Annotated in this window: 24 protein-coding genes; 6 read left to right on the forward strand and 18 right to left on the reverse strand. The window is 37.5% G+C overall.

Annotated features, from left to right (window positions below; all coding sequences use genetic code 11):
- Positions 1–5 precede the first annotated feature (5 nt).
- The 3 genes from PDT38_RS07715 to mnhG are packed head-to-tail and all read left to right on the forward strand — an operon-like array spanning position 6 to position 1124.
- A complete protein-coding gene (locus tag PDT38_RS07715; RefSeq protein ID WP_270800305.1) occupies positions 6–482 on the forward strand; it encodes a Na+/H+ antiporter subunit E in 477 nt (158 codons plus the stop codon).
- Positions 482–766 carry a Na(+)/H(+) antiporter subunit F1 gene (locus PDT38_RS07720; protein WP_270800306.1) on the forward strand — a complete coding sequence of 95 codons (285 nt, stop codon included), beginning with the start codon at positions 482–484 and terminating at the stop codon, positions 764–766. The genes PDT38_RS07715 and PDT38_RS07720 overlap by 1 nt, the downstream gene beginning before the upstream one ends.
- Positions 750–1124 carry a monovalent cation/H(+) antiporter subunit G gene (gene mnhG / locus PDT38_RS07725; protein ID WP_270801679.1) on the forward strand — a complete coding sequence of 125 codons (375 nt, stop codon included), beginning with the start codon at positions 750–752 and terminating at the stop codon, positions 1122–1124. Before PDT38_RS07720 ends, mnhG begins: the two co-directional genes overlap by 17 nt.
- A 39-nt stretch (positions 1125–1163) precedes the next feature.
- Here mnhG and PDT38_RS07730 read toward each other — a convergent pair whose 3' ends face one another.
- The 6 genes from PDT38_RS07730 to degQ all read right to left on the reverse strand — a co-directional run bounded on the left by PDT38_RS07730 (position 1164) and on the right by degQ (position 5971).
- A complete protein-coding gene (locus PDT38_RS07730) occupies positions 1164–1553 on the reverse strand; it encodes a hotdog fold thioesterase (protein WP_270801680.1) in 390 nt (129 codons plus the stop codon).
- A gap of 20 nt (positions 1554–1573) precedes the next feature.
- Positions 1574–2206, reverse strand: a complete 633-nt coding sequence (locus tag PDT38_RS07735; RefSeq protein ID WP_270800307.1) for a response regulator transcription factor — start codon at positions 2204–2206, stop codon at positions 1574–1576.
- 81 nt (positions 2207–2287) lie between these two features.
- Positions 2288–4591 (reverse strand): histidine kinase, encoded by a 2304-nt coding sequence (locus tag PDT38_RS07740; RefSeq protein WP_270800308.1) that lies wholly within the window; start codon positions 4589–4591, stop codon positions 2288–2290.
- Between the two features lie 8 nt (positions 4592–4599).
- Positions 4600–4773, reverse strand: coding sequence for a competence pheromone ComX (gene comX, locus PDT38_RS07745; protein ID WP_270800309.1), 174 nt, complete (start codon positions 4771–4773; stop codon positions 4600–4602).
- 1 nt (position 4774) lies between these two features.
- Positions 4775–5641, reverse strand: coding sequence for a polyprenyl synthetase family protein (locus tag PDT38_RS07750; RefSeq protein WP_270800310.1), 867 nt, complete (start codon positions 5639–5641; stop codon positions 4775–4777).
- A gap of 189 nt (positions 5642–5830) precedes the next feature.
- Positions 5831–5971, reverse strand: coding sequence for a degradation enzyme regulation protein DegQ (gene degQ / locus PDT38_RS07755; protein WP_270800311.1), 141 nt, complete (start codon positions 5969–5971; stop codon positions 5831–5833).
- A gap of 278 nt (positions 5972–6249) precedes the next feature.
- On the opposite strand from degQ, the gene PDT38_RS07760 reads away from it, so the two are divergent.
- Positions 6250–6387 carry a hypothetical protein gene (locus PDT38_RS07760; RefSeq protein ID WP_270800312.1) on the forward strand — a complete coding sequence of 46 codons (138 nt, stop codon included), beginning with the start codon at positions 6250–6252 and terminating at the stop codon, positions 6385–6387.
- Positions 6388–6402: 15 nt separating this feature from the next.
- Positions 6403–6741: a hypothetical protein gene (locus PDT38_RS07765; protein WP_270800313.1), complete on the forward strand. Its 339-nt coding sequence runs from the start codon at positions 6403–6405 to the stop codon at positions 6739–6741.
- A 29-nt stretch (positions 6742–6770) separates the two neighbouring features.
- Here PDT38_RS07765 and PDT38_RS07770 read toward each other — a convergent pair whose 3' ends face one another.
- The 7 genes from PDT38_RS07770 to PDT38_RS07800 all read right to left on the reverse strand — a co-directional run bounded on the left by PDT38_RS07770 (position 6771) and on the right by PDT38_RS07800 (position 12397).
- Entirely contained in the window at positions 6771–7988 is a 1218-nt protein-coding gene (locus PDT38_RS07770) for an EAL and HDOD domain-containing protein (protein WP_270800315.1), read from the reverse strand.
- Between the two features lie 98 nt (positions 7989–8086).
- A complete protein-coding gene (locus tag PDT38_RS07775) occupies positions 8087–9556 on the reverse strand; it encodes a nicotinate phosphoribosyltransferase (protein ID WP_270800317.1) in 1470 nt (489 codons plus the stop codon).
- Positions 9557–9573: 17 nt separating this feature from the next.
- A complete protein-coding gene (locus tag PDT38_RS07780) occupies positions 9574–10125 on the reverse strand; it encodes a cysteine hydrolase family protein (RefSeq protein ID WP_270800318.1) in 552 nt (183 codons plus the stop codon).
- Positions 10126–10210: 85 nt separating this feature from the next.
- Positions 10211–10615, reverse strand: coding sequence for a YueI family protein (locus tag PDT38_RS07785; RefSeq protein ID WP_270800319.1), 405 nt, complete (start codon positions 10613–10615; stop codon positions 10211–10213).
- Between the two features lie 80 nt (positions 10616–10695).
- On the reverse strand, positions 10696–10944 hold the full coding sequence (locus PDT38_RS07790; protein ID WP_270800320.1) for a YueH family protein: 249 nt from the start codon (positions 10942–10944) through the stop codon (positions 10696–10698).
- A gap of 74 nt (positions 10945–11018) precedes the next feature.
- Entirely contained in the window at positions 11019–11240 is a 222-nt protein-coding gene (locus PDT38_RS07795; protein ID WP_270800321.1) for a spore germination protein, read from the reverse strand.
- A 56-nt stretch (positions 11241–11296) separates the two neighbouring features.
- Positions 11297–12397, reverse strand: a complete 1101-nt coding sequence (locus PDT38_RS07800; protein WP_270800322.1) for an AI-2E family transporter — start codon at positions 12395–12397, stop codon at positions 11297–11299.
- A 226-nt stretch (positions 12398–12623) separates the two neighbouring features.
- Here PDT38_RS07800 and PDT38_RS07805 point away from each other — a divergent pair, with 226 nt between their 5' ends.
- Positions 12624–14099, forward strand: coding sequence for an esterase/lipase family protein (locus tag PDT38_RS07805; protein ID WP_270800323.1), 1476 nt, complete (start codon positions 12624–12626; stop codon positions 14097–14099).
- On the opposite strand, the gene PDT38_RS07810 is transcribed toward PDT38_RS07805, so the two are convergent.
- The 5 genes from PDT38_RS07810 to essC all read right to left on the reverse strand — a co-directional run bounded on the left by PDT38_RS07810 (position 14096) and on the right by essC (position 23454).
- On the reverse strand, positions 14096–14626 hold the full coding sequence (locus PDT38_RS07810) for an HD domain-containing protein (RefSeq protein WP_270800324.1): 531 nt from the start codon (positions 14624–14626) through the stop codon (positions 14096–14098). The genes PDT38_RS07805 and PDT38_RS07810 overlap by 4 nt on opposite strands.
- Before the next feature lie 167 nt (positions 14627–14793).
- Positions 14794–15525 (reverse strand): (S)-benzoin forming benzil reductase, encoded by a 732-nt coding sequence (locus tag PDT38_RS07815; protein WP_270800325.1) that lies wholly within the window; start codon positions 15523–15525, stop codon positions 14794–14796.
- Positions 15526–15540: 15 nt separating this feature from the next.
- Complete coding sequence (gene essA, locus PDT38_RS07820) at positions 15541–15999, reverse strand: type VII secretion protein EssA (RefSeq protein WP_270800327.1); 459 nt, start codon at positions 15997–15999, stop codon at positions 15541–15543.
- 25 nt (positions 16000–16024) lie between these two features.
- Positions 16025–18979 (reverse strand): type VII secretion protein EsaA, encoded by a 2955-nt coding sequence (gene esaA, locus PDT38_RS07825; RefSeq protein WP_270800328.1) that lies wholly within the window; start codon positions 18977–18979, stop codon positions 16025–16027.
- Entirely contained in the window at positions 18976–23454 is a 4479-nt protein-coding gene (gene essC / locus PDT38_RS07830) for a type VII secretion protein EssC (RefSeq protein ID WP_270800330.1), read from the reverse strand. The genes esaA and essC overlap by 4 nt, the downstream gene beginning before the upstream one ends.
- Positions 23455–23461: the final 7 nt, after the last annotated feature.

The raw sequence follows: 23461 nt of genomic DNA on the forward strand, positions 1-23461 counted from the left end.
ATCGCATGGCATTACAAATATTATTCAATTTTATTCTCGCACTATGTTGGATGTTTCTCATTAATGATTACAGTGCTGTCAGCTTTTTGTCAGGTTACGCGATCGGATTGTTCTCACTATTTTTATTAAGACGTTTCTTTCAACGGCGCTTTTATCTCATTAATATTTGGGCGATTATCGTCCTGCTGTTTATTTTTATTAAAGAGCTGTTGTTAGCAAACCTTGCTGTATTGAAGACGATCTTGTCTCCAACATTGAACAATAAGCCAGGAATTTTCGCTTTTAAAACGGAGCTTACAGCTGACTGGGAAATTACGACTTTGGCGAACTTGATTACTTTAACACCAGGTACATTGGTTGTCGATATTTCAGATGACCGTTCCACTCTTTATATTCATGCAGTCGATATCGATGACGCCGAACAATCGATCAACGATATTCGCCATTCATTTGAAAAAGCAATTAAGGAGGTAAGCCGCTAATGTTTGAAATTATACTTCACCTATCACTTGGTATTTTAGCGGTCTCCACTTTTCTTTACGTCATTCGGGTCATTAAAGGTCCAAGTATTCCTGACAGAGTGGTGGCGCTTGATGCGATAGGTATCAATCTTATTGGAATTACGGCGCTCGTCTCTATTTTGTTAAATACCTCCGCTTTTTTAGAGGTCATTTTACTGATCGGGATTCTAGCATTTATCGGGACTGTTGCATTTTCAAAATTCCTTGAGAAAGGAGAGATTATTGAAAATGATCGCAGCCGCTAAATTGCTCATCGCCTTTTTTATTCTTTTGGGGGCGCTCATTTCGTTAGCCGCTTCATTTGGTACATTGCGACTCCCAGATGTCTATTCAAGAATTCATGCCGCTTCAAAAGGAGCGACCTTAGGAATTATTAGCGTTTTACTTGGTGTTTTCTTTTACTTCTGGTTCCTTCATGGAATCATTACAGCCAAGGTGCTACTCGGTATCGTCTTTGTGTTTCTAACCTCTCCTGTCGGTGCTCATTTAATCGCTCGGGCTGCCTACAATACAGGGGTCAAAATGGAAGAGAGAAGTGTTCAAGATGATTATGAAGGCTATAAAAAGTTTATGATTAAAAAAAGAAAAAACACTTCTTTATAAAGAAAGCTCGCCGATTTCGGCGAGTTTTTTGATGAAACCTTAAGATAACGAACGATTGACAATCGCCATTGTGCATCGTGAAATACAAATGAGACGGTCTTGTTGATCGCGAATTTCAATCTGGAAAACCATCGTTGTCTGCCCGATGTGAAGCGGAGTTGCAACCGCTTGAACTGTTCCTTCTTTCACAGACTTGATATGATTGGCATTAATTTCAAGGCCGAAACAAGCCTGCCTTTTTTGGTCAATGTGTTGGTATGCAGCAAGGCTTGCTACCGTTTCCGCTAATGCTACAGATGCACCGCCATGAAGATAACCAAAAGGCTGGCGTGTCCTTTCATCAACAGGCATAACAGCAACACAACGCTGCTTGCTACATTCTGTTATTTCTATTCCCAATGCTTCAAGAAGCGTCTGATTGGCCTCTATCACCTGGCACACCTCCTTCATCACATTGCATTTTCAGATTTCGCAATTAAAACGGCTTCTGTTCTTGATCCCACATTTAACTTGTTGAACACTGAAGTCAAACTATATTCTATTGAACGCTTGCTTAAGTGCAATGTGTCAGCAATCTCCTGATTCGTATAGCCTTTCTCAACTTCCTGAAGGATCAGGCGTTCTCTTTGAGTTAAGATATCCTTCTTGCTCTTCTTACCGTCAGCATCTTGCTTCGTTATGAGATCTTTTAAGTAATCATAGTCAACAACGATTTTACCACCCAATATTTGATAAATATACTCAATAATCGTTTCTTTTGACTCTGTTTTGCTGATTGCTCCATGCATTCCCAAACGAATCGCTTCCTCAAAATAATCTTCGACCTCATATCCTGTATAGACGATCATTTTGCATGTTGAGCATTTTTTAAGAATTTTTTCGGCTAGATCCATCCCATTAATTTCACCTAGATTCAAGTCCATTAAGATCAGGTCATACGTAGAAAAATCGTACTTCATCAGAAACTGTTCACTGGCTTCTGGACTGAGGCAATCAACGAGAAAATCTTGATTTGTTTCAAGAATTGCCTTTGTTCCCTCCATGACAGCCGGATGATCATCGATCACAAGTAATCTCCTCATATTTTCCTCCCTTGTATGTTTACCTAAGACCATTTTATAGAAAAAACTTGCACTATGCCAAACAAAATCCTTTTATCCACATTACAATTCCATTTCAATATCAGCTTTGAAACCTCTTCCGGTTGCTGTTTTAATATCAAGACGACCATCCAAAGCACGGACACGCTCACGAATCCCTGACAATCCCATATTTGTGTTATTGTGATAAAGCTTGTCCTGATCAAAACCAATGCCATCATCCTCATAATGAAGGATCACTTTTTCTTTGATACAAACAAGCATAATTAATACTTCGCTTGCCTTCGCATGTTTGACAGTGTTGCTCAAAAGCTCTTGTACAATCCTATACAAATTCAACTGTGTATCAAGATCAAGCACTTTGGAAAATCTTTCTGCATTTAAACGAATCCGCAAAGATGTAGACTCTCGATGCTGTACTGCAAGTTTGGAAAGCGCTTTAACAAGCCCAAGATCATACAGGACTTGTGGCCTAAGCTCCTGACACGTTTCCCTCGTTGTCTGAATGACATTTGACATTTGATTATTAAAACTCGTCAGTTTTTGCTGAATTTGATTGATACAAACTTGGTCTTTTTGAAGTTCAGCAAGAAATATTTCACTTTTGTGTTTTAATGAAATCATATCCTGAAGCACAGAATCATGTAAATCCCGTGCCAAGTCAGATCTCTGTTTCTCTTCAATTCCAAACATCAATTTATTCAGCCATGCTGGATTTGTCCCCTCTTCTTTCACATTTTCAAGATGTTCCAGCAACTCACCGATTTTCAAAACGTTTTCTAAAGAGACACTCGTATAAAACGCCAGCGTCTCAAGCCAAGAAATTTCATCACGAGTCAGCTTAGGCGTATTTAAAGCCGACAGACAAAGCATCACATACGATGTCCCACCCCGTTCACCAATTTTAATCAAAAACCCGCGATCGACTTCGATGATTTTGCCGATAGAGGAAGTAACTTTTGTAACTTCTTTTTGATACGGGGTCCAATGGTCTTCTTGGGTGTCGCCCTCTAATAATACAATGTTTCCGTCTATATCTACTTCTAAAACGTATGCTTGGCTGACCTTTAATACATCCAAAATCGTTTGCTTAAGTTCCATTAATACTTGATTTAAAGATGTACATGCGCGGATCATTTGCGTAAATTTAAAAATACTGTCTTGATAATTAAACCTTTCAGAAAAACGTTTTAACCGAAAGCGAAAATCAAGAATTTCTTTAAAGTAGAAAACTCCAAGCATAATTAAATAAATACAAATTACAATCCTGATTGTGCTATATCTGTCAACTCTAAACCGAGAGAAAGTAGATATGTAGGCCAATATAATAGTGGGAACAATTCCAAGTAAACTATAGTACTTCAATCTACCCAAAAGAAATTCTATATTATAAATCTTATTTGCCATAAATTGATAAACCAAAGACAAAGGAATTAAGATAAGAAAAGGTGCAACAAAAACCGCAGGATATATATAATCACCTAAAATCAAATATGGAAGTATATATAATACGGTAAATGGTATGATTGCTACTAAATTTATCAACATCATGATTTTTAGAAAGTAAGCTTGCTCGGAAAAACGATGTTTAATTAAACCAAAAATAATAACAATAATAACGGAAATAAGGCTAACAAAAAAAGAAAATAAATTAACACTGGCTACTTCGTCAATATCTAGCTTCTGGCGTGCAATATACTCTAAAGCCATATTTAATAATGGTAAAAGATAAAGTATAAATATCTTTTTGCTAAAAAATTCTTTCCCAGTTTCTTTGAAATATTGGTACACAAAGTGTAGGTAGCTCATTGGAACAGATAGAAAAGTAAGTAAGTTTAAATATCTACTAAATATGTCTCCTCTAGAAACACCAGCAGCACTTAAATAAGCTATTGAAATAACTAGCAAAAAGGTAATTAGCAGAGATGATGAATAGCGTTTTCTTGATTTACTTGATTTTAAAATTAAGAAAACACAAAATAAGCAAAGCAAATAAAATGTGATTGGAATGAAAAAAACAAAAAGAATATCGTATCCAATAAATGTTTCTTTAGTATTAATACTTACTATTTGACCATTTCTCTTCACAGTCAATGAATATGCCCATGAAAGAGTATTATCAACAGATAAATGCTCTTTTGATATCTTTTTGCCGTTAACTTCGAGAATTATATCTCCTTTTTTCACATCAGCAAATCCTGCCGATGAATCTTGTTCCACATCAATAACTTCAATTTGATGATCAGAGTTATATTTTAGTCTTGCACCTTCGAAACGATCATGAAAACATAAAAAGGTAACATAAAGACAATAAATAAAGCTTAAAACTATGACTATTAACAAAACTTTATATAATAAGTGTTTCATTTAATACCCTACCATCTATAAGGTCTCCATAAATAGACTTTAGAATTCAATTCGTAATCATTAAAAGCTTTAATTAAAGATAACAACTGATCTTCATTGACTCCCAAAAGACTGGCTTTTCCTGCAATAACCTGCTCCAAAACTTCTGGATGTTGAACCAAAAAACTCACAATCTCCTGCATTTTATTCTCCCTCGAGTCTTCCTAAGATAAAGTCAGCCAATTCCTTCCGTTCCCCCAACTTCGCCATTTCCTTTTTAAATTTTTGGATGGCTAGTTGGTGCATGACATGCATATATTGGGTAACGCCGGCTGCTTGAAGTTCTGCTTTGTAACATTGTATTTCCTGATTTGATATTTTATCCGCTGTTTCGAATTTTTTTAACAAATTGATTGACGCTTGATTAAACTGCCGTGCTAAGTATAAGTATGCAAGGGTGCGTTTCTTTTTGCTAATATCACTATTTGAATCCGAAAAAAGTGCTTTATAATCATTTTCGATTTGTGATGCAATTCCTAGCTGGAACGCATAGATTTCGACCGTTGGATTGAACTCACCAGTCGCCAGCATCGTTCCCAGAACACAAGGCAGTGCTGTTAATGAACCTGATTTGCGTTTGATCATGTCAAGGCACTCGTCTTCTGTTGACGGCTGGTTCGTAAGATCATCATGCTGTCCTTGCATCGATTGTAATGTATACTCCATTAGCTTTTGGAAGAACAAGGGCTCATTTGAGATAGAGCTGATGATTTTGATGCTGAGCGTATAAAGGGCAGTCGCAGCGTTGAGAGCAACTGAATGATTGGTTTTCATCCAAGGTGCTTCAAGGCTGTCTTCATCCTCTAAGTCATCAAATATATCAAAAGAAAGAATCAGCAGTTCGATTCCGACAGCAAGCGTTTCAATAGCCCGAATATCTGTTCCCCCAAAACTTTTGTAATGATAAAAAGCAAGTTCACCAAAATAAAAATGACTCTTTGCCTCAACAAAACAATGTAATACTTGGTTTAAATCATGATTAGCAATATGAATGTTTAAGAGATCATGCATGTTCTGTTTTACTTGATCCCGATCTGGGCAAATGAAATTAGAAATGTTTTCTCCCCCCCTCTCTTCATATTTTACTAAATCAAATTCCCAATTAATAGAGCATTTTTTTAATTTAACAGTTATATAATAATCTATCCTTTATTTGGTTTGAAAACACACAAAAAAAAAGACTTGTCTCAAACAAGTCTTTTAAGATGTCTTTAAAATTGTGTATTTGTTGTATTGATCAATGCTTTTGTTAATCTTTCGCAAGGAGTCCTTTGTTTCTCTGATTTCATTTTCAAGGCGCCAGAGTAATTCTTTTAGCTCTTCGATTTGTTCCTTTTCCATCGATATTCACACTCCTTTTGTAAGACCAATTAATTTGTGTATGGTGAACTTGTCGTAGGTATTTGATCTGTTAATACAAGTTTACTGGGAATTGATCTCTTTTTCACCGAAAACTTCCCAGCTCATTTATGCGCGAAACCGCAATTTAACAATAGGCCAAATAACTCATTTTATATAATAACAAATTAAGTTCTAAATACCTAGTAACATTTCAAACTTTATACTTTTATATAGGTAAAACCCTTTCATCACAACAATTTAAAGAGGAAATTAGTTTATTGTATGTTAATGAGTCTAAAGTATTGTTTGTGATCGCCAAAAATGTCTATGACCTTCTTAAAATATCAGCACCGCAAAAACCGCAAATCGCATTGCGTAGTTTTCCTGAGACAAATTTGCAAATGAAATATATGTGAAATGAGGTGTATAAGGTGTTTTATCATCCATATTACATGACATGTCCATATCAGCGTTTTCCTTATCGGCCTGACTATCCCGCAGTTGATCCGAAAATATTTCTCGATTCTGCAAAAGAAGCGAACGGTCTTTTATCTGACGGTCAACTCATCCTAAATAAACTTTTAGCTACCCCTGAAATTGCAAGAAAAATCATGGCGGCTGCACAGAATGCTCAAAAAGAAACAGTCATTTCATTGTTAAGACAAACCGGTGTTCACAATCATCTTGATACTTCCTTTAATCCTGACGGCATTCGCATCATTCTCAGCAATTCACAATGCAAGCTTTTTCTCGTTTTACGCTGGACTTAAACAAAAAAATCCGGCCTCAGCCGGATTTTTTATAAAAGAATTTGACACCAATTAATGGCTTCAAGGTAGCATTGATATGCTTCCTCTTTTGTTATACCTTCTGTCTGGACATTGTCTTCCCATTCATTTCGTTCAATCAGTTTTGCAAGTTTTAAGATTTTCCGATAATCGTTTTCTTCGCCAAGCAATGCTAGGCCTACTTCGTCTGATAACGGCAGTTCACTGATCACTTCTTTTAATTCTTTGTGCAAAAGTGTATCAATAAATGAAAACATTCCTGTCAACATATAGGAAGAAGGCTCACTCCGATTGGTCTTTTTGGCCAGTAATTCGCAGAGTTTCGCACGGATTAGTGAAATTTTCACCAATTCATTTTTACTTGAATCTTGTTTTCTTGTTAAATCTTTAAAAGAAAGAATGAAGATCCATCTTTTAATCTCTTTAAATCCCAGTAATACGATCGCTTGGCGAATACTCTTGATTTTTTGTATCGGTCGATTGACAGGAGAATTTATCAGTTTTAACAACTGATAAGAAAGTGACAGATCCCGCTCAATGATATTTGTAATACTTGCGATATCAGGCTGTTCTTCACCCAGTTCGTGAAGCAAGTCATAATAAGCATGAAAATGATATGTAATTTCATGCCCAGCAATGACAACTGGTTCACTGAAGAAATAACCTTGGAATAAATGAAACCCATCCGCAACAGCCTGCTCATATTCTTGCCGTGTCTCCACCTTTTCAGCAAGAAATTTCAGACGGTAAGCCTTGCAGGACTGGATAATGCTCTGTCTTTCTTGAGGTGATGTTTTAAAGAAATCGACCTTCAAAACATCAATTGACTCCAATAGCTGATAAAACAATTCTTGATTTCCGCGATGGTTGAGACAGAAATCATCCAGTGCTATCGTATAGCCTAGGCTTTTTAATTGTTTACACTGTTCGATTAATTCTGGTGTGATTGGAACATCTTCAAGAATTTCTACAACGAGACGCTCTGGATCAAAATATGTCGGTAATCCCGCTTTTAAGAGACCTTCTGTAAAATTAACATAATACTTTTTACCTTCGGTTAATCGATCAATTCCTATATTAAAAAAGCTGTTAAACATGACTTCTGTTGTAGCTTTATCACCGTCTATTCCGGAAAAGAAGTTTTTTTCACTTCCCCTGTACAACAGCTCATATGCAATAACTTGTTCTTTTTGATTAAATATTGGCTGTCTGGCAACAAAAACCCTCATTCTTCTTCCTCCTGAGGTTCATTTGCTCTTAAGTATATCAAAATAAATGAGCGAATCTTGCCGATTATTTAAAAATTTATTTAAATTTTTAAATACAGCTACACTTGATCAATGCCATTTTTTGCTTTACTTTTCACTTCATGAATCTTCTGCATTTTATTATTCCAACAAGCTTCACTTAAATCGACTGGATATTCTTCCGGTTTGCTGATTCGTTTATATTCTTCCCAGAGCAAACTAAGGTTTTCTTGAACATATTGCTTAATTTCTTTGATAGATGGATGATCATAAACAAGTTTACCATTTTCAAAGATCAGTTGATGAAGATCTTTGGCATCAAAATTTGTTACGAACTTGCTAATAAAAGTATGAACAGGATGGAACATTTTAAGTCGCTCCTGATCATTCACATTTTCATGTGCTAAAGCGATATAATCACCTTCTGAATGATGATTCAGCTGATTGATAATTCGATAAACCTTTTTTTGACCAGGAGTTGTTACTTTTTCCGGATTAGAAGAAATTTTGATCGTATCTGTCATTTGACCGTTTTCTTCAATCGAGACAAGCTTATAAACAGCTCCCAGTGCCGGCTGATCATAAGCCGTTATCAGTTTTGTTCCAATACCCCAAACATCGATCTTCGCTCCTTGGGCTTTCAAGTTCATGATCGTATACTCATCAAGATCACTTGAAGCAACTACTTTTGTATCTGTAAAGCCTGCTTCATCAAGCATCTCTCTGGCTTTCTTTGATAGGTATGCAAGATCACCACTGTCCAGGCGCACTCCTGCGAAATCAATGCGATCACCAAACTCTTTGGCTACTTTTATCGCATTCGGAATACCAGAACGTACTGTATCATATGTATCGACCAAAAACACACAATTTTTATGGGTTTCAGCATATTTTTTAAATGCTGTGTATTCATCACGGTATGCTTGGACTAATGCATGGGCATGAGTACCTGATACAGGGATGTCAAACAGCTTTCCGGCACGAACATTACTTGTCGCATCAAAACCCCCGATAATCGCGGCTCTTGCCCCCCACATCGCAGCATCCATTTCATGTGCACGTCTTGTCCCAAATTCAAGTGCTGTTTCATTTCCAATCACACTTTTCATTCTGGCGGCTTTTGTTGCAATTAACGTTTGGTAATTCACAATGTTGAGTAAAGCCGTTTCAATCAACTGCGCTTCAGCCAACGGTGCTTCGATCCGCATCAGCGGTTCGTTACCAAACACAATTTCACCCTCTCGCATCGAATACAGTGAGCCAGTGAACTTCATATCTTTTAAGAAAGCAAGAAAATCATCTTGGTAACCAACTTCTTCTTTTAAATATGCTAAATCACTGTCAGTAAATCGGAAATGACGTAAAAATTCAACCGCTTTTTCCAGTCCCGCAAAAACGGCAAAACCGCTGTCAAAAGGAAGTTTTCTAAAAAACAATTCAAAGACGGCTTTTCTTTGATGAATACCATCTCGCCAATAGGTTTCTGCCATATTGATTTGATAAAGATCTGTGTGTAGTGATAAACTGTCATCTGTAAACCGGTATTCCAACCTTCATTTCTCCTTCCTCAATCTGACACTAAGGCCCCCAAGGTGTTTGTAAAATGGGAAAGAGCCCAGCTGTGTCCATCCGGGTTAAAACTAGCCACTGCATTTTTGTGAATGACAAGATCAAACCCTTTATTATATGCATCCACTGCTGTATGAAGCACGCAAATATCTGTGCAAACTCCTATGAGATGCAATTCTTTAATATTACGTTCACGAAGCTTTAATTCAAGATTTGTCCCTGCAAAAGCAGAATATCTCGTTTTTTCCATGTAATATATATGGCTGTCATTTTGGTGTTTTCTAAAAAGCTTTTCAAGTTTTCCATATAAAGCTTTTCCTGAACTACCTTTCAGATTATGTGGCGGAAACAAACGCGTTTCTGGATGATAAGAATCATTCATCTCGTGTGAATCGACTGCAAAAACAACATAATCACGATTCGCAATAAACTGTTCTGTCAGCTGAATCACCGCATCTTCAATGATTTGACCTGGCTCTCCACACGTTAGTTTGCCATCTGAAGCAACAAAATCATTTGTATAATCTATGCAAATTAGAGCTTTTTCCATTGCCGCCCCCTACCTTTTGTATGATAGATCATATTATAACTTATCTTAGCAAACAAGTGAATGGTAGGAGCCACAGCTGTGGCCTTTACTTAGATTTTTTCAAGATTGATTGTTCAAATATGTCATCTTGAATATATATCGATTCTTTTTCAATCGCCTCGTTAGCTACTAGGACTAACCCTAGCGGTGAGTCAGACTGCTGATCTGCTACCATCGAAAACGGAATTCCATGTTTGTTCGCAGCTTTGATATAAGGTGAAAATCGCGAATATTCGATTTCACCATTTAATAACAATGTCACATTTTTCTGTGAGTCAATTGCTGTCATGACTTCTTGGTAACTTTTAGGACGAAGAACTTGTCCTTTTGTTAGAGCAATCACTACTCTTTCTCTCAGAGAGCCTAAAAATAACCGGCGCTCATCAGGTTTTGTTTCGCGTGCACCATACATTCCCTGTTGTAAATATTGATCTATTGATTGATCGCTCAAATTAAGACCCTCCTATTTTTTTAGTCTTCTTTTATACAGTATGGCTTTCAATACTCAAGGCTAAACTTGTGTGACATCCGTCACATTTCAGTTACCCATTGAATGATCTTTTTGGTTAGTGCTTCTGCGGCCTGTTTTTGCATCGTATTTGCTAATGAATCATTTACCCTTTTATAAAGCAATGACTTTTCTTCTTCATAAGAAATCAATGTGCTCCATTCTAGTTCAGGCACCGCCACAAGTGTATGGAATTGCTTTCTATTTTCATGTAAATAAACATCTGTGATCAGCTTGTCTTCATTTGCTATATTCGCTTTTCTAATTTTCAATTCGAACACCTGCTTTCTTATGTTTTAGCCTCATTATACTATAAAAAACAAACAGCCTCTTGTTATAGAGGCTATCAAAGATTGAATGTTTTCATTTGATCAATAACACCAGTATCCATTAAAGTTGTTCTGTTTTTCCCGTTTTGAATGATACCAAAGTCACCTACATTAAAGGCGCCTGATCCTCGTGAAGAACTGTCAACTGACTTTGGGGAGATTGCAAATACGTCTCCAAAGGATGTAGCAGTATCATCAACAACTGCTCGAATCAAAACTGGACCTACGATAGCAGGCATCTTCACACCTCCGCTCATGATTTGTTTTATGATACGTAATAGCGAAGAAAATGTTCTTATTGTTTTGTCAGTTCTTTTTTGGATCTTTGTCTTAGCCGAACAAGCTGGACAATATTCAGTGTGAAAGCCTTTAAAACAGCATAGACTGGAACGGCGAGAATCATCCCGAGAATTCCGCCAAAACTGCCGGCACCGATCAATAAAAGAATGATTGTCAAAGGGTGTGTATTAAGACGTTTACCAATAATGAGCGGTGATAATACATTTCCATCTATCTGCTGAACAACTACGACAATGATCAGAGCGATAATAGCTTTAGTCGGTGAATCGAGAAAAGCAATCACAATAGCTGGAGATGCGCCGAGAAACGGGCCGACATATGGAATAATATTCGTTACCGCAATGATTAAGCCGAGAATTAAGGCATACTTCACACCAACAATCCAAAAACCGATAAAACACGATGTCCCGACAAACAAGCAAATAATGAGCTGTCCTTGGATATAGGCCGCAAGTGTTTCGTATAAATCTTTAAAAACTTTCAATCCTTCTTTTTTGTATTGATCAGGAAGAATTTTCACAGCCAAATCTGGAAAACGCTGACCATCTTTTAACATATAAAACAGGATAAATGGAACAGTGACCACAGTCAGTGCAATATTGGTAACAAAACCAAATACAGATGAGAGGCTTGCCGTAATATTTTCAGGCAAAGCTGTTAAGAAGTCACCGATTGAACTTTCAATCCGAGAAACTGAAACAAATTCTTGATGCATCATCCAAGTGAACCATTGAGAGTTTGATAAATGTTTAATAAAAATCTGAATTTGCTCAACATAATCTGGAATATTGTTAAATAAATCGCTGACCTGCTTCATAAAAATGGGTCCGATTGCAGATAAGACAAGCCCAATCAACCCGAGAAATGCCAAATAAATGAACAAAATTGATAATGTTCTTGGCCATTTTTTCTCAAGAAACTGGACGATTGGGTTAAAGATAAAGTACAGAACTCCAGCAATCAATATTGGTAAAAATAGTGTTGATACAAACACGATTATCGGCTCAAAAAGAAAGGAAACTTTTGTTAAAACATAAACAATCAAAAGCACTAATAAAATTTGTATCGTCCAAAAATGGTTTTTTGATTTAAACAAGCTTTTTTTCCTCCATGTTCATTCATTACTCTAAAAATTACTATTCACCCCTTAGGATGTCAACTGTTTTCATTAAGATGTAAAACAACATTTCAAAAATAAATTATGTAAAATATTCCTTTCAATTATGTAAATTTTCTAAAAACTTATTGCATTTTGATGTAGGTTTCATTTATAGTAACTTATGTAAGCGCTTGCATAAATTTTTAAAAGAGGTGAAAAGTGGATGAAAAAATGGACACTATTGATTGTGGCTCTGTTGTTTTTGTTTCCGCAGGTATCAAATGCAGGAGGTTTTATAGACGATAGTGGAAAACCCGGCTATTGGTTTACAGGCAAAGCTGTTGAACAAGTCGACCCTAGAAAACCGCCAATTGTCTTTGTTCATGGTCTATACAACTCAAATAAAGTATGGTTTAAAAAGAATGATATGTCAAAGCAAGCATGGGAAAGCGGCTATGAAACGGCTTATATTGATCTTCATCATGACAAAGATATGTACACTAATGGGGCACTATTGGCAGAAAAATTGCGGGAGATGTATGAACATTTCGGTCGGAAAATGATTATCGTCTCCTACAGCAAGGGCGGAATTGACACCCAGGCAGCCCTTACCTATCATGATGCACATCAATATGTCGAGCATGTGATTACACTTGGAACCCCTCATCACGGTTCACAGCTGGCTGATCTTGCGTACAGCAATTGGGCCGGTTGGCTTGCAGGGATTTTAGGTCATAAAAATGATGGTGTCTATTCATTGCAAACCGGTTATATGGCTTCATTCCGCAATAAGACAGATGCTCACCCCGATCTGAAAAAAACCCATTATTTCACCTTAGCTGGACATAGAATCGGTCATTTTGGAAGCGTTTTATTTTTTGGTGGTGTTTATTTAAAACTGTTCGGAAACAATGATGGAGCTGTCACGGAAACAAATGCGATGCTTCCTTATGCCGACCATTTGATCACAGGAAACTGGAACCACTTTGGAATTCCAATTGGAAACAAGACTTTCCCAACTTTTCAAGCTCTGTTAACAAAAGACCCAAAAAACATTCAAGTCAACACATATAAAAAATCATATATGAAAGAAAAGCGTTCCTATCCTTTTGTTAGGGGTGGAGAAAATACAGGTCATAAAACAGAAGAATTTGCTGTAGAAAAAGGGGTGAAAGAGCTGACGGTTCATTGGCTCAGCGATCATCCCGAACGGCACATCAAATTGACAGATCCCGCTGGCCATGTGACGAAAGATTTTGCTTTGACAGAGACAGTTGATGTTTTTGCTGGTGGTTATGTTCATTCTGCAAAAATAAAAAATCCACTTCCAGGAAAATGGAAAATGTCTTCTGTGGTTAAACAAAAAGAAGCCTATTTGTTCGTTACAACATTTGACTCTCCGTTTGATCTGCAAATTGACAAGATTATGAAAACACAAACTTCTAGTTTGACAAATGTAAAAGCGACTATCCGTACAATCCGTTATCAAAACGGAAAACAAATCGAGAAAAAAGAGCTGAAATCCGCTTCAGTGAAAGCTTTACAACATAAACTTTCATTCAAGAAACCCGGTATGTACTCAGTAACGATTGATCTCTCTGGAAAAACAGCTGACCAAACACCATTTAATCGAACAATTATTCGCTCCATATATGTAGATGACAAAGGGCAAACGTTTGAAAACCCTTTGCACAATTAAACTGTTTTTGTCATGGGTAAACGGACATCATCAACCATTTGATCAAGTTGCTTGATTTTTTGGATGGCAAGTCTATCATCGATTTTGCGATAGTGATGGTTGCCACCGGGTTCTTCATCAAGCTCATCCGCCTTTTTAACAATCCGCTGTAGTTTATTTTTCTCTAGATCGCCTTCTGGTAAATAGGAATCGGTGTGTAGCAATATCGCCAAAGCAATTTCTTTTGCGGCTTTCGGTTCTTCACCGAGACGGATCAACAATTTGTGGGCACGTTCCGCCCCTTTAATGGCGTGGATGTCATATTGTTTATACTTGTCATAATCCCACTCTCCGTCCGTATACCATTCATAATGGCCAATATCGTGCAATAATGCAGCTTTTGTGGCCATATCAGTGTCAATTCCCGCTTTTATTGCTAAGCGGTATGCATGATAAGCACAGGCTACGGCATGGGCAACACCTGAACGTGTTAAATATTTTTGAGCGATTGGATGGGTGAATACATCCATTAATGTAACTTTTCTCATGTAAACCCCTCCTAGAGATATTTTTAAGATCCTAACACATTTTGCTGTAAATCTCAATTATTCTGACACATTTTAAAAATAGTAAGATTTTCTAGTATATGATGTCCCATCTCTTTTTGTTTGGATTCAAAAAGGCACAAAGATTTGCCTTTGTGCCTGCCTATTTTTCATAAAAACTCTTTAATATCGTATACTTTACCATTTTCTATATCAGTCTCTAGAAGATTAAGTAATATACCGGCAACAAAACAAGGATTTCTCAACTTTCCTTCTGCATGATCATGTCTAAATCGCTCAACCTGAGAGAAGTCGTTTTTAGATGACATACGGATCTGCTTCTGCATATGAGTATCCATAATACCTGGTGAAAACGACATCATCTTCACTGGAAAATGTTCGTCTTCCTGTTCATATCCAAACGTTCTCGTAAACATATCAAGCCCAGCTTTTGAACTGCAGTAGGCACTCCAGCCTTTATAAGGTGTTTTGGCCGCACCTGATGAAATGTTGACAACCGTCTTTTGACCTTGGTAAAATTTTAGCCATTTCGTAAACAGTTGACTGAGTAAAATGGGTGCCACTAAATTCAAGCTATAGTGCTGCAGTAGTTCATTCTGTGTAGCTTCACCTGCACGTTTGATCGGTGTAACCATTCCAGCATTGTTGATCAGCGTAATCGATCGAAAATCATCCTGTTTGATAGAATCCGTAAATGACATAAACCACTTTTCTGTAACATCTGGTTGCGTTAAATCGAGCTGATGCTGAATGAGCTTGTCATCATGGATGTTAGATTGGCCTCGTGCTAAAGCATGGACGATATGCCCTTTTTCTAAAAGACCTTTAATAATCGCCACACCAAGGCCCCTTGAAGCCCCTGTAACAATCGATAGATGCATTTTAAAGTCCCCCATTCATGACTTGCTTCTGGCTTTTTGTTGACCAGTAACTCTCGGAATTAAAAAGATGAGAATTGTAATGCCGAGAAGAATCAGTACGCCATAAAGGATTGGCAGAAAAATCGTTTGCTGCCCTTTCGTTGGGGTATCTTTTTCTTCCTTCGATGATGCCTTTTCTATTCCTGCAAAACTAAGATTTTTTAACTTTTCAACAGCTGAATTGCTTCCATTTGTGGACAAGGATATTTCTTTTAGCTTTTCTTTTGAATCGTCTGTTTGTTTAATATCGAATGAAAGATCTTTCAATTCGTCTGGTGCGGAAACATTTTTCTCATCCTCAGGATCTTCTTGAAAGTAGTTCGTGTTGACTTCAACATCCTGTTTTTGATATTCGTTTGGCTTTACATTGACATCATCTGTTTTCTCCGCCTTTGCGGGTGTAGTGATAAGAAAGAAGGAGAGCATGATAACCATGATCCCCTTCTTTCCCCATTTCGCATTATGCCTCATGGTCACTCTCACTTTCTTCAGTTCTTGATTTTGCAAAACTTACAACAAAAGGAACAGCCATAACGACAATTGTGATTAATACTAATGCTCCAGTTCCAAGTGCAAACAAACCTCCTGTACCATACTGAATGGACATATAAACAGTTGATACTGGATTTTCAAAACTGAAATTAGGCATTGCTAAATCGAGCAGTGGTGCAACATAGAATAATATCATTACAGCTGTTGTAATACCTCCGGCAATTGATCCTAGCATAAATGTCGAACGAATAACAGCCGAACTTGCGACAAGTAGCATAATCGTAAAGATTGACCACATGATGGCCTGATCATCTGCAAGCGAATAAATATTCAAGCCGAACAAACTAATCATTAATCCAACAATGATATTCAGGATTCCAAACAGTGCACCTCTGACTAGTAATGGCGCTTTTTGATAATAGTGACTGAAATAGCCGATTAACAAGCTTGATATCAGAATAATGACTAGAATGACAACAGGTGGTACGTTTTGTGCTTTAGATTCTGGTACATCTCCGCTGATTTTCAGAGGATTTGCCAAATAATCATGTACATAATTGTCATTTCCATTAAATCCATTTTTGAGAATACCATACACATCTTTACGAACAAGTTTTGTCGTATTGACGTTTTTACCCCAATTTGAATTCAATGTATCTGCCTTATTCTGAACATCGTTGACACTATCATGGATATTGTTTGTATACTTGATCACCCCGGATTGATCATCTGATAATGAATCAAGCATTTCTGATAATTGCAACACTCCCTTACCAACATTGTCCTGTAAACTAAGAACCATTTTACCATCTGTTGAATCTCCCGACTCAATAATGGTTCCATCTTTGGCTGGCTTATTCAACAGGTCAGAAACACTTTTTGCTTTTTCTGACACTTTTTTAACCTCATCCTTGACAGCGTTATGTTTTTCTTCAACTTTTCCACTGTACGTTTGAACGAATGTCTCCATTCCTTTTTTATATTTATCAACATCTTGTTTGGAAGTTAACATATTGTTGTTAAGTTCTGTCCAATTGCCACTTTCTTCTTCACTGACTTCAAGAACTTTTTTAACTTCACTTTGATGATTAGAAATAAGACTTTTCGAAGGATCCGGGTTTAAAGAATCGAAAACTGTTGCTTCAAAAAGCGAAAGAAAGTAGTAGTATGAAAGCAAATTGTCAGCATTATTTACTTTAATATCAAATTCAAAAACTTTCTTTAATTCTTCTTTTCTTTCTTCAGTGATATCGCTCTTTAATAAGTTCTGTTCTTTCTTTTGGATATAATCTTTCATTTGACTTTTAAATTCTTGTGATTCTCGTGATCCTTTTTCCAGTTCTTCAATCTGACTGTTTAAATCATCAATTTTTTCACTCAGTTTATCCAGACGAACTTTAACCTTTTCATTGTGTTCATCCTGTTTCGTGCCAAGTGTTTCTTCCACTTTTTCAAGTCTAGCTGACGCATCTTTCAGTTGTTCTTTTAAATCAACAACCCCGTCAGCTTGCTTTTGATCAGAACTAGACTCTTGACTTTCAGCCGGTTCGGAAGATTGGTTGCTCTCTTGCTGATCGCTTTGTTGAGAAGGTGACTGACTTTGATCTTTGTGATCGTTTTGACCAGTGTTTTCTGGAAGTCCATCTGACAGTGCTTTCAGTTCATTGGAAATCTGTGTTAATTCATCTTGTTGTTCTTTTAGATCAATTTTTGGCTGGTCTTCATCATCGTCTTCTTCATGTTTTTGCTCATCTTCATGTTTTTGATCTTCTTTATTCTCACTGTTCTCTTTATCATCCTGCTCAGGATCTGAGTCATCTGCAGGTTTTTCGGCTATTTTTTCACGCTCATCAATCAATAAAGACTGAATGGTATTTAAGTTTTGTGTTCTAGCATCAGTTTGATAATCCTTAAGCAGACTGCTTTGCAAACCATTAATTGACTCAAGTTGCTGGCCTGGAAGGGTTGTACGAGCATTCATCAATTTTTCAAAAGCAGTAGATGAATTACTAACTCCTTGTTGCAGCTGATTGAGGGAACTCGTCAATCCTTCTGTTCCATTATTAAATAGTTTAACACCGGTCTCCTGATTTTGATTAATCGATTCTAGACCTGTAGTCAGTTGTTTTTCGTTTTGTGTCTGGGCTTCTTTAAGCAATTGGGTCTGCTTCTGTTGGTATGTTTTAAACTGATCGACGTTTTTAACAAACTCGCCCAGCTCTTCTTTTGAACTTTTAACACTTGAATTTCGATCTTTTGATGTCTCTTTTGTTTGATTGATTGACTCTTTCAGGTTGTTAATCATGTCTTTTTGTGATTTAACTTCACCTGCTAAATCGTTCGAGCTTGGTTTATAAAAATTGTACATGGCATTTTGGAATTCTGACTCTTTATTCACAATGCCGTTAAATTTTTTTCTAATTCCTTTAATTTCATCTTGAACAACATTCCAATACATGGAAGACATTTTCTTACTCATCGTTTTTTGTGCATCTTGCAGTTCACGTTGAACTTTTTCTTTGTTGACAGCATCAAGCCGATCTTGAACCCTATACTTCAACTCTGCTTTCTGCGGCCGATCATGATCATAGCTTAAAATATTACTGGAAAAATCCGAAGGAATATAGATGATAGCATCATATTTTCTGTCGGCAAGTCCATTCTCGGCAACGCTTCGATCGACGACAGTCCATTCATAATCAGGTCGTTCAGCCAAGATTGCTGACACATCCCGACCTAAAAAGTATTCTTTATCGCTTTTTTTATTCCCTGTATCTTCATTTACAATGGCGATTTGTCCGGTAGCGTTCGAAACTTTTTTTGTCGGATTTTCGCCGATAAAATGAAAAAATAAGACGGGCAGCAATATAATAATGACCATCGCGCTGAGCAATTTCAGCGCGCTTTTTTGTTGTTCCGTCATTTCACTTTCTTCCTTTCTACAGAACATAAAGGAATTTGAATCTTCCTTTCTTTTCCGTTTTCAACGATATAGCCAAATCCAGGTAAGATATCTGGCTCGTTCCGTTCATATGAAAGTTGGATTAAGTTTTGATCCGACTTTTTCATTAACAGGATGGCATGTCTCACTAGCTTAAGTTCACTCGTTAATGAATCATAGCCTTTTGTAAACTCGTTGTGGTTTCCGGCAGGGATAAAACAGAAACCGAGATGTGCGTATGATTTCATAAACATAGCCATTTGATCTTGAATATTTGTGTCAATAGTTTGTTGGAAGCGAGAAATCCCATCAACAACAATGACCAGCGGTGTGAAATGAAGTTCTTCCAGTTCGCCTTGTTTTACGGCCTGTAGATACATGGCTTCCCTTGTCCGGAAAGTTTCTTCAGCCTCAGACAGCCACTGCAAAATATCGTCTTTTGTTTCAAGATAGTCGATCAGCTCTTCTGTCGCATACTGAGACAAGCCACGGTCAATCGAATCAAAGACAGCAATATCGATTTCGTGATCAAGCAGATGATTAATCATGATTTTGACAATATTTGTTTTTCCGCGTTGTGTCTGGCCCATAACGAGACAGTGTTTCATTTTCTCAAGGTTAAAGTAAACAGGTTCGACAGACTCTTCATCAAGTCCGAGTGGAATTAGACCTCTCTCAGACTGAAGCGGATAATCTCTCATAAACTGTGTCACTGAAAGCTCTAGCGGTAGCATTGGTACCGGAGCTGGTTTTCTCATACCTTGATAGCGATCGGCAATGGCCTGAATTTCCGCTTTAATCTTTTCAAATAGTTCAATATCATTTTCTGCCTCTACAGGCATAAACATTTGCGCAAAATATTGTTCCTCTTTATTAATAATGACTCGTCCAGGAATCGGTTCAAGACTGAACTTCGGCCTTCCCATGATGGAATAGGCTTCTGATTGATCCAGCAAATAATGTACGACTCTTGTTTTCAAGTTATTTAACAGCGACTGTCTGAGTGCATTCACCCTTGTCGCCGATAGAATCAAGTAAATACCCAATGATTGCCCATCGCGAGAAAGCTGAATGAATTCTGTTTCAAGTTCATACATTTCATCTTTAATAATGTCAAAGTTATCCACTGTTATGAAAATAAACGGCAGTTTGTCTTCATTAAGCGCATTGTACATTTTAATATGACTAATCTCTTTGGCACGAAATAGATTTTTCCGATGTTCGATTTCTTCTTTTATTCGAATCATAAATTTCTCAATCTTCCTCGTCTGATCCATGAGGAAGTAATCTGCCGTATGCGGAAGCCTTGCCAGTGGCAGCAGTGTTCCATTTCCAAAATCAAAGATATAGTTATGAAGTTCTTCTGGTGTGTATTCAGCCGCAAAGCTAAGGAGGAATGTCGCGATTGTGATCGATTTTCCATAGCCGCTAGAACCAACAATACAGATGTTTCCGTCATCCATCATGTGATAGCTGATCGGCTCCTGATTTTGTTTTTCAGGTTCATCAATAAAGGCGAAGTTAAAGGTATCTACTTCATTTGCTGGATAAAGCGATTTAGGTATTTTTTCTTCAAGCGGTGGCAACCATGGGCTTGGTAGTTTATCAATTCCCATTTCCGCTTGAATTTGCTCAATTCGCTCTACAACTGCTGCAATTTCAGGTTCAGCCTCTTTTTTGACCGCATGATCAGTGTCAACTTCTGATAAAGGAACAAGTCCTGTATCTGTGACGATCGCGACTTCATCCTCTGTTCCGTACGCATCTTCCATATAAGGTGCTCCGCTCCATGCAGATTGGAATAGCTCATATACTTCATTATTACCGACCTGCAAATAGCCACGGCCAGTTACCGTAATTGTTGCTGCATCACCGTTTTTAAGAACTTCTTTACTGTCACTTGCGTCCTGTACCTTTAAGGCAACTTTAAATCTGGAGTTACTCCAAATTTGATCATCGATAATACCGCCTGGTTTTTGGGTGGCTAAAATTAAGTGAACCCCTAGGCTTCGACCGATCCTCGCCGCACTGACAAGCTCACGGATAAATTCTGGTTCTTCACTTTTCAATTCGGCAAATTCATCCGATATTAAAAAGAGGTGTGGCATTGCAATTTGTGTTTTGTTCTGTTTATACAGCTTTGTATAATCATTAATGTGATTAACACTGTACTGGTCAAACAGGCGCTGCCGTTTTTTCAGTTCACTTTTGATAGATGCTAGTGCACGTGCACTGAAGTTTTTACTACCTTCAATATTCGTTATCGTCCCGAGAAGATGCGGAATGTTTCTGAATGGCTGTGCCATTCCGCCCCCCTTATAGTCGATTAATAGGAAAGCGACTTCATGAGGATGGAAGTGCACAGCTAAAGACAAAATAAACGTCTGTAAAAATTCACTTTTCCCAGATCCTGTTGTACCTGCCAACAATCCATGGGGGCCGTGTGCTTTTTCATGAAGGTTTAAATAAACAAGATCGTCTTTGCCTTTGTAACCGATCGGAACGGCCAAAGATTTTGCAGATTCACTTGTCAACCATTTTTGTGCGATTCCAATGTCATCGACTTCTTTTGCATTGAACAGTTCAAGAAATGACACTGTTTCAGGAATCGAATTGGTCATCCCCATTTGGTGGTCAAGCGTCCGTAATGTGCGAGAGAATACTTCATTATCTTCTCTTTTGTGATCATCCAATTGAAAAGGGATCTGGACGGCTTTCTTCCGTTGGATGAGAATGTCGCCTTCCTGTTCAGTAATATAACGAACAAGCGTATGGATGTTTTCTGACAAGCTTTCTTTCGTTTCTGCGGCAACAATTGTTGATACACCAAGATGTTTTTGCTTGCCTTCCAAATACTCTAAAATGACGTGTTCTGCAATCAACTGCTGATTTGTGATAATAAACACAAAGTGCGGTTTGAATAGCATTTTCTCTTTGTTTTCATCTAGATCACGTTCTCTTAAAATCTCATATATGCTTGAGAGAAGCTGGTCTCTCGTCTGTTCGTTGTATATAAAGCCTTTTGCATATGTATGAGGCAGTTGAAAGTGCGGCAGCCACTTCATCCATTCCCAGTCCTTATATTCCGCTTCATCAAAAATAAACACAAAGCGCAAATCGTGATAACTGTGGAAAAAAGCAAGCTGACCGACAAGTTGATGAATTTCGTTTTTGACAACGACCTCTTTTCCGACAACCCCCATCGGACCATCGGCAAGGTTGACAGTGATTGGTGCATTCTTCAGTTCTCTGTAGACTTCCTCCATTTTCTGCGTCTGTTCCAGCAAATGGTCTGTATCGCGGTTTGCTAGATCTCCACCACTCATATTAATATCGTAGGAGGAATGAACCGTACCTGTTCCAAGGCGAATTTTTAAAAAGTCTTCACTTTCAATTGATCGTTCCCAAATACGACCACTAATTTCTTTCGTTAAATATTTCATCCTTTCAAAAGGTGGGAAGTGAAAGGTTAGCACAAATTTTTGTTTTTCTGCTAATTCATGCAGTTCTTTCTTTTTATTTTCCAAGTAAAGGGTATAGACTCGCTCTCTTTTTTCTTCACGTTGTTTACGTTGTTTTTTGTCTCGGAAATACTGAACGGTTGATGTGATCATTGTCATCATAAACATAGCCAGTGAGATAATGATAAAGATTCCCCGCGGTTGAATCAGTGAGACAATTCCCATCACAATCAGCATCACTAGGGGAGGGAGAATCATCAGCCACAACCCTCTGTTATCTTGATCATTTTCTTGTGACGGAAAGGTGAATGAAATTTTCTCATCAGGTAGATCGTAGATCATCCGCGGTGGTCTCCGATATTGTGGATATTTGTTTTTCGTCTCAGAACTCGGTCTGGTTGTTTTCACCAAAGATGTCTCAAAATCACTCTTTCCGCTAATTTCCAAAAGATCATTTTCAATGATATGGAAAGTATAAAGCCCGAACAATATTTCATCTCCAATTTGCAATACTGATGGAGCTGAGACTTTTTCCCCATTGAGATAGATATCGGCATCATTTGGTATGATGTTCCACTGGTTTTCAAGCCGAATGATTGAACATGTGCCTTCACCAAAGAATGAATCGATCTTCGTTAAATAGATATCTGCTTTTTGGTCAAAGGTAGAAATGCTGATTTCTTTTCTTTCCCCAAGATAATAGATTGGAGCTTTCTCAAGTTCTTCAGTTAAAAAGAGAGTGAGTTGTTCCATTTGGTTCTGAACAATAACTTTTTCATCTGTTGTTAAAAGAGAGGCCTGTTCCTCTCCTTGAACAACATTGTAAGCATCAGTATCCTTTTGTTTTTCCAAAATCACAGACCCTTTTTCAAACGGAAAATGGCGGATCGTGACCGAATCTTTCAAATGAGGACCGATTGTCAGTTTACGGCTTGTGCGGTGACTCAGATTTATTTTTTGATAGTTTTCACGATAAAAAATCCATAACAGACTCATCTTTCCA

The sequence above is a fragment of the Bacillus changyiensis genome, from assembly GCF_027706145.1.
GTDB classification, from domain to species: Bacteria; Bacillota; Bacilli; order Bacillales; family Bacillaceae; genus Bacillus; species Bacillus changyiensis.

Coding starts and splice junctions, on each gene's coding strand:
- essC (WP_270800330.1), bottom strand. CDS start 23,454: ATGAGTCTGTTATGGATTTTTTATCGTGAAAACTATCAAAAAATAAAT.
- PDT38_RS07780 (WP_270800318.1), bottom strand. CDS start 10,125: ATGGAAAAAGCTCTAATTTGCATAGATTATACAAATGATTTTGTTGCT.
- PDT38_RS07815 (WP_270800325.1), bottom strand. CDS start 15,525: ATGCATCTATCGATTGTTACAGGGGCTTCAAGGGGCCTTGGTGTGGCG.
- PDT38_RS07810 (WP_270800324.1), bottom strand. CDS start 14,626: ATGAGAAAAGTTACATTAATGGATGTATTCACCCATCCAATCGCTCAA.
- PDT38_RS07720 (WP_270800306.1), top strand. CDS start 482: ATGTTTGAAATTATACTTCACCTATCACTTGGTATTTTAGCGGTCTCC.
- PDT38_RS07750 (WP_270800310.1), bottom strand. CDS start 5,641: ATGCATGATCTCTTAAACATTCATATTGCTAATCATGATTTAAACCAA.
- comX (WP_270800309.1), bottom strand. CDS start 4,773: ATGCAGGAGATTGTGAGTTTTTTGGTTCAACATCCAGAAGTTTTGGAG.
- degQ (WP_270800311.1), bottom strand. CDS start 5,971: ATGGAAAAGGAACAAATCGAAGAGCTAAAAGAATTACTCTGGCGCCTT.
- PDT38_RS07805 (WP_270800323.1), top strand. CDS start 12,624: ATGAAAAAATGGACACTATTGATTGTGGCTCTGTTGTTTTTGTTTCCG.
- PDT38_RS07715 (WP_270800305.1), top strand. CDS start 6: ATGGCATTACAAATATTATTCAATTTTATTCTCGCACTATGTTGGATG.
- PDT38_RS07795 (WP_270800321.1), bottom strand. CDS start 11,240: ATGCCTGCTATCGTAGGTCCAGTTTTGATTCGAGCAGTTGTTGATGAT.
- PDT38_RS07770 (WP_270800315.1), bottom strand. CDS start 7,988: ATGAGGGTTTTTGTTGCCAGACAGCCAATATTTAATCAAAAAGAACAA.
- PDT38_RS07735 (WP_270800307.1), bottom strand. CDS start 2,206: ATGAGGAGATTACTTGTGATCGATGATCATCCGGCTGTCATGGAGGGA.
- esaA (WP_270800328.1), bottom strand. CDS start 18,979: ATGACGGAACAACAAAAAAGCGCGCTGAAATTGCTCAGCGCGATGGTC.
- PDT38_RS07740 (WP_270800308.1), bottom strand. CDS start 4,591: ATGAAACACTTATTATATAAAGTTTTGTTAATAGTCATAGTTTTAAGC.
- mnhG (WP_270801679.1), top strand. CDS start 750: ATGATCGCAGCCGCTAAATTGCTCATCGCCTTTTTTATTCTTTTGGGG.
- essA (WP_270800327.1), bottom strand. CDS start 15,999: ATGGTTATCATGCTCTCCTTCTTTCTTATCACTACACCCGCAAAGGCG.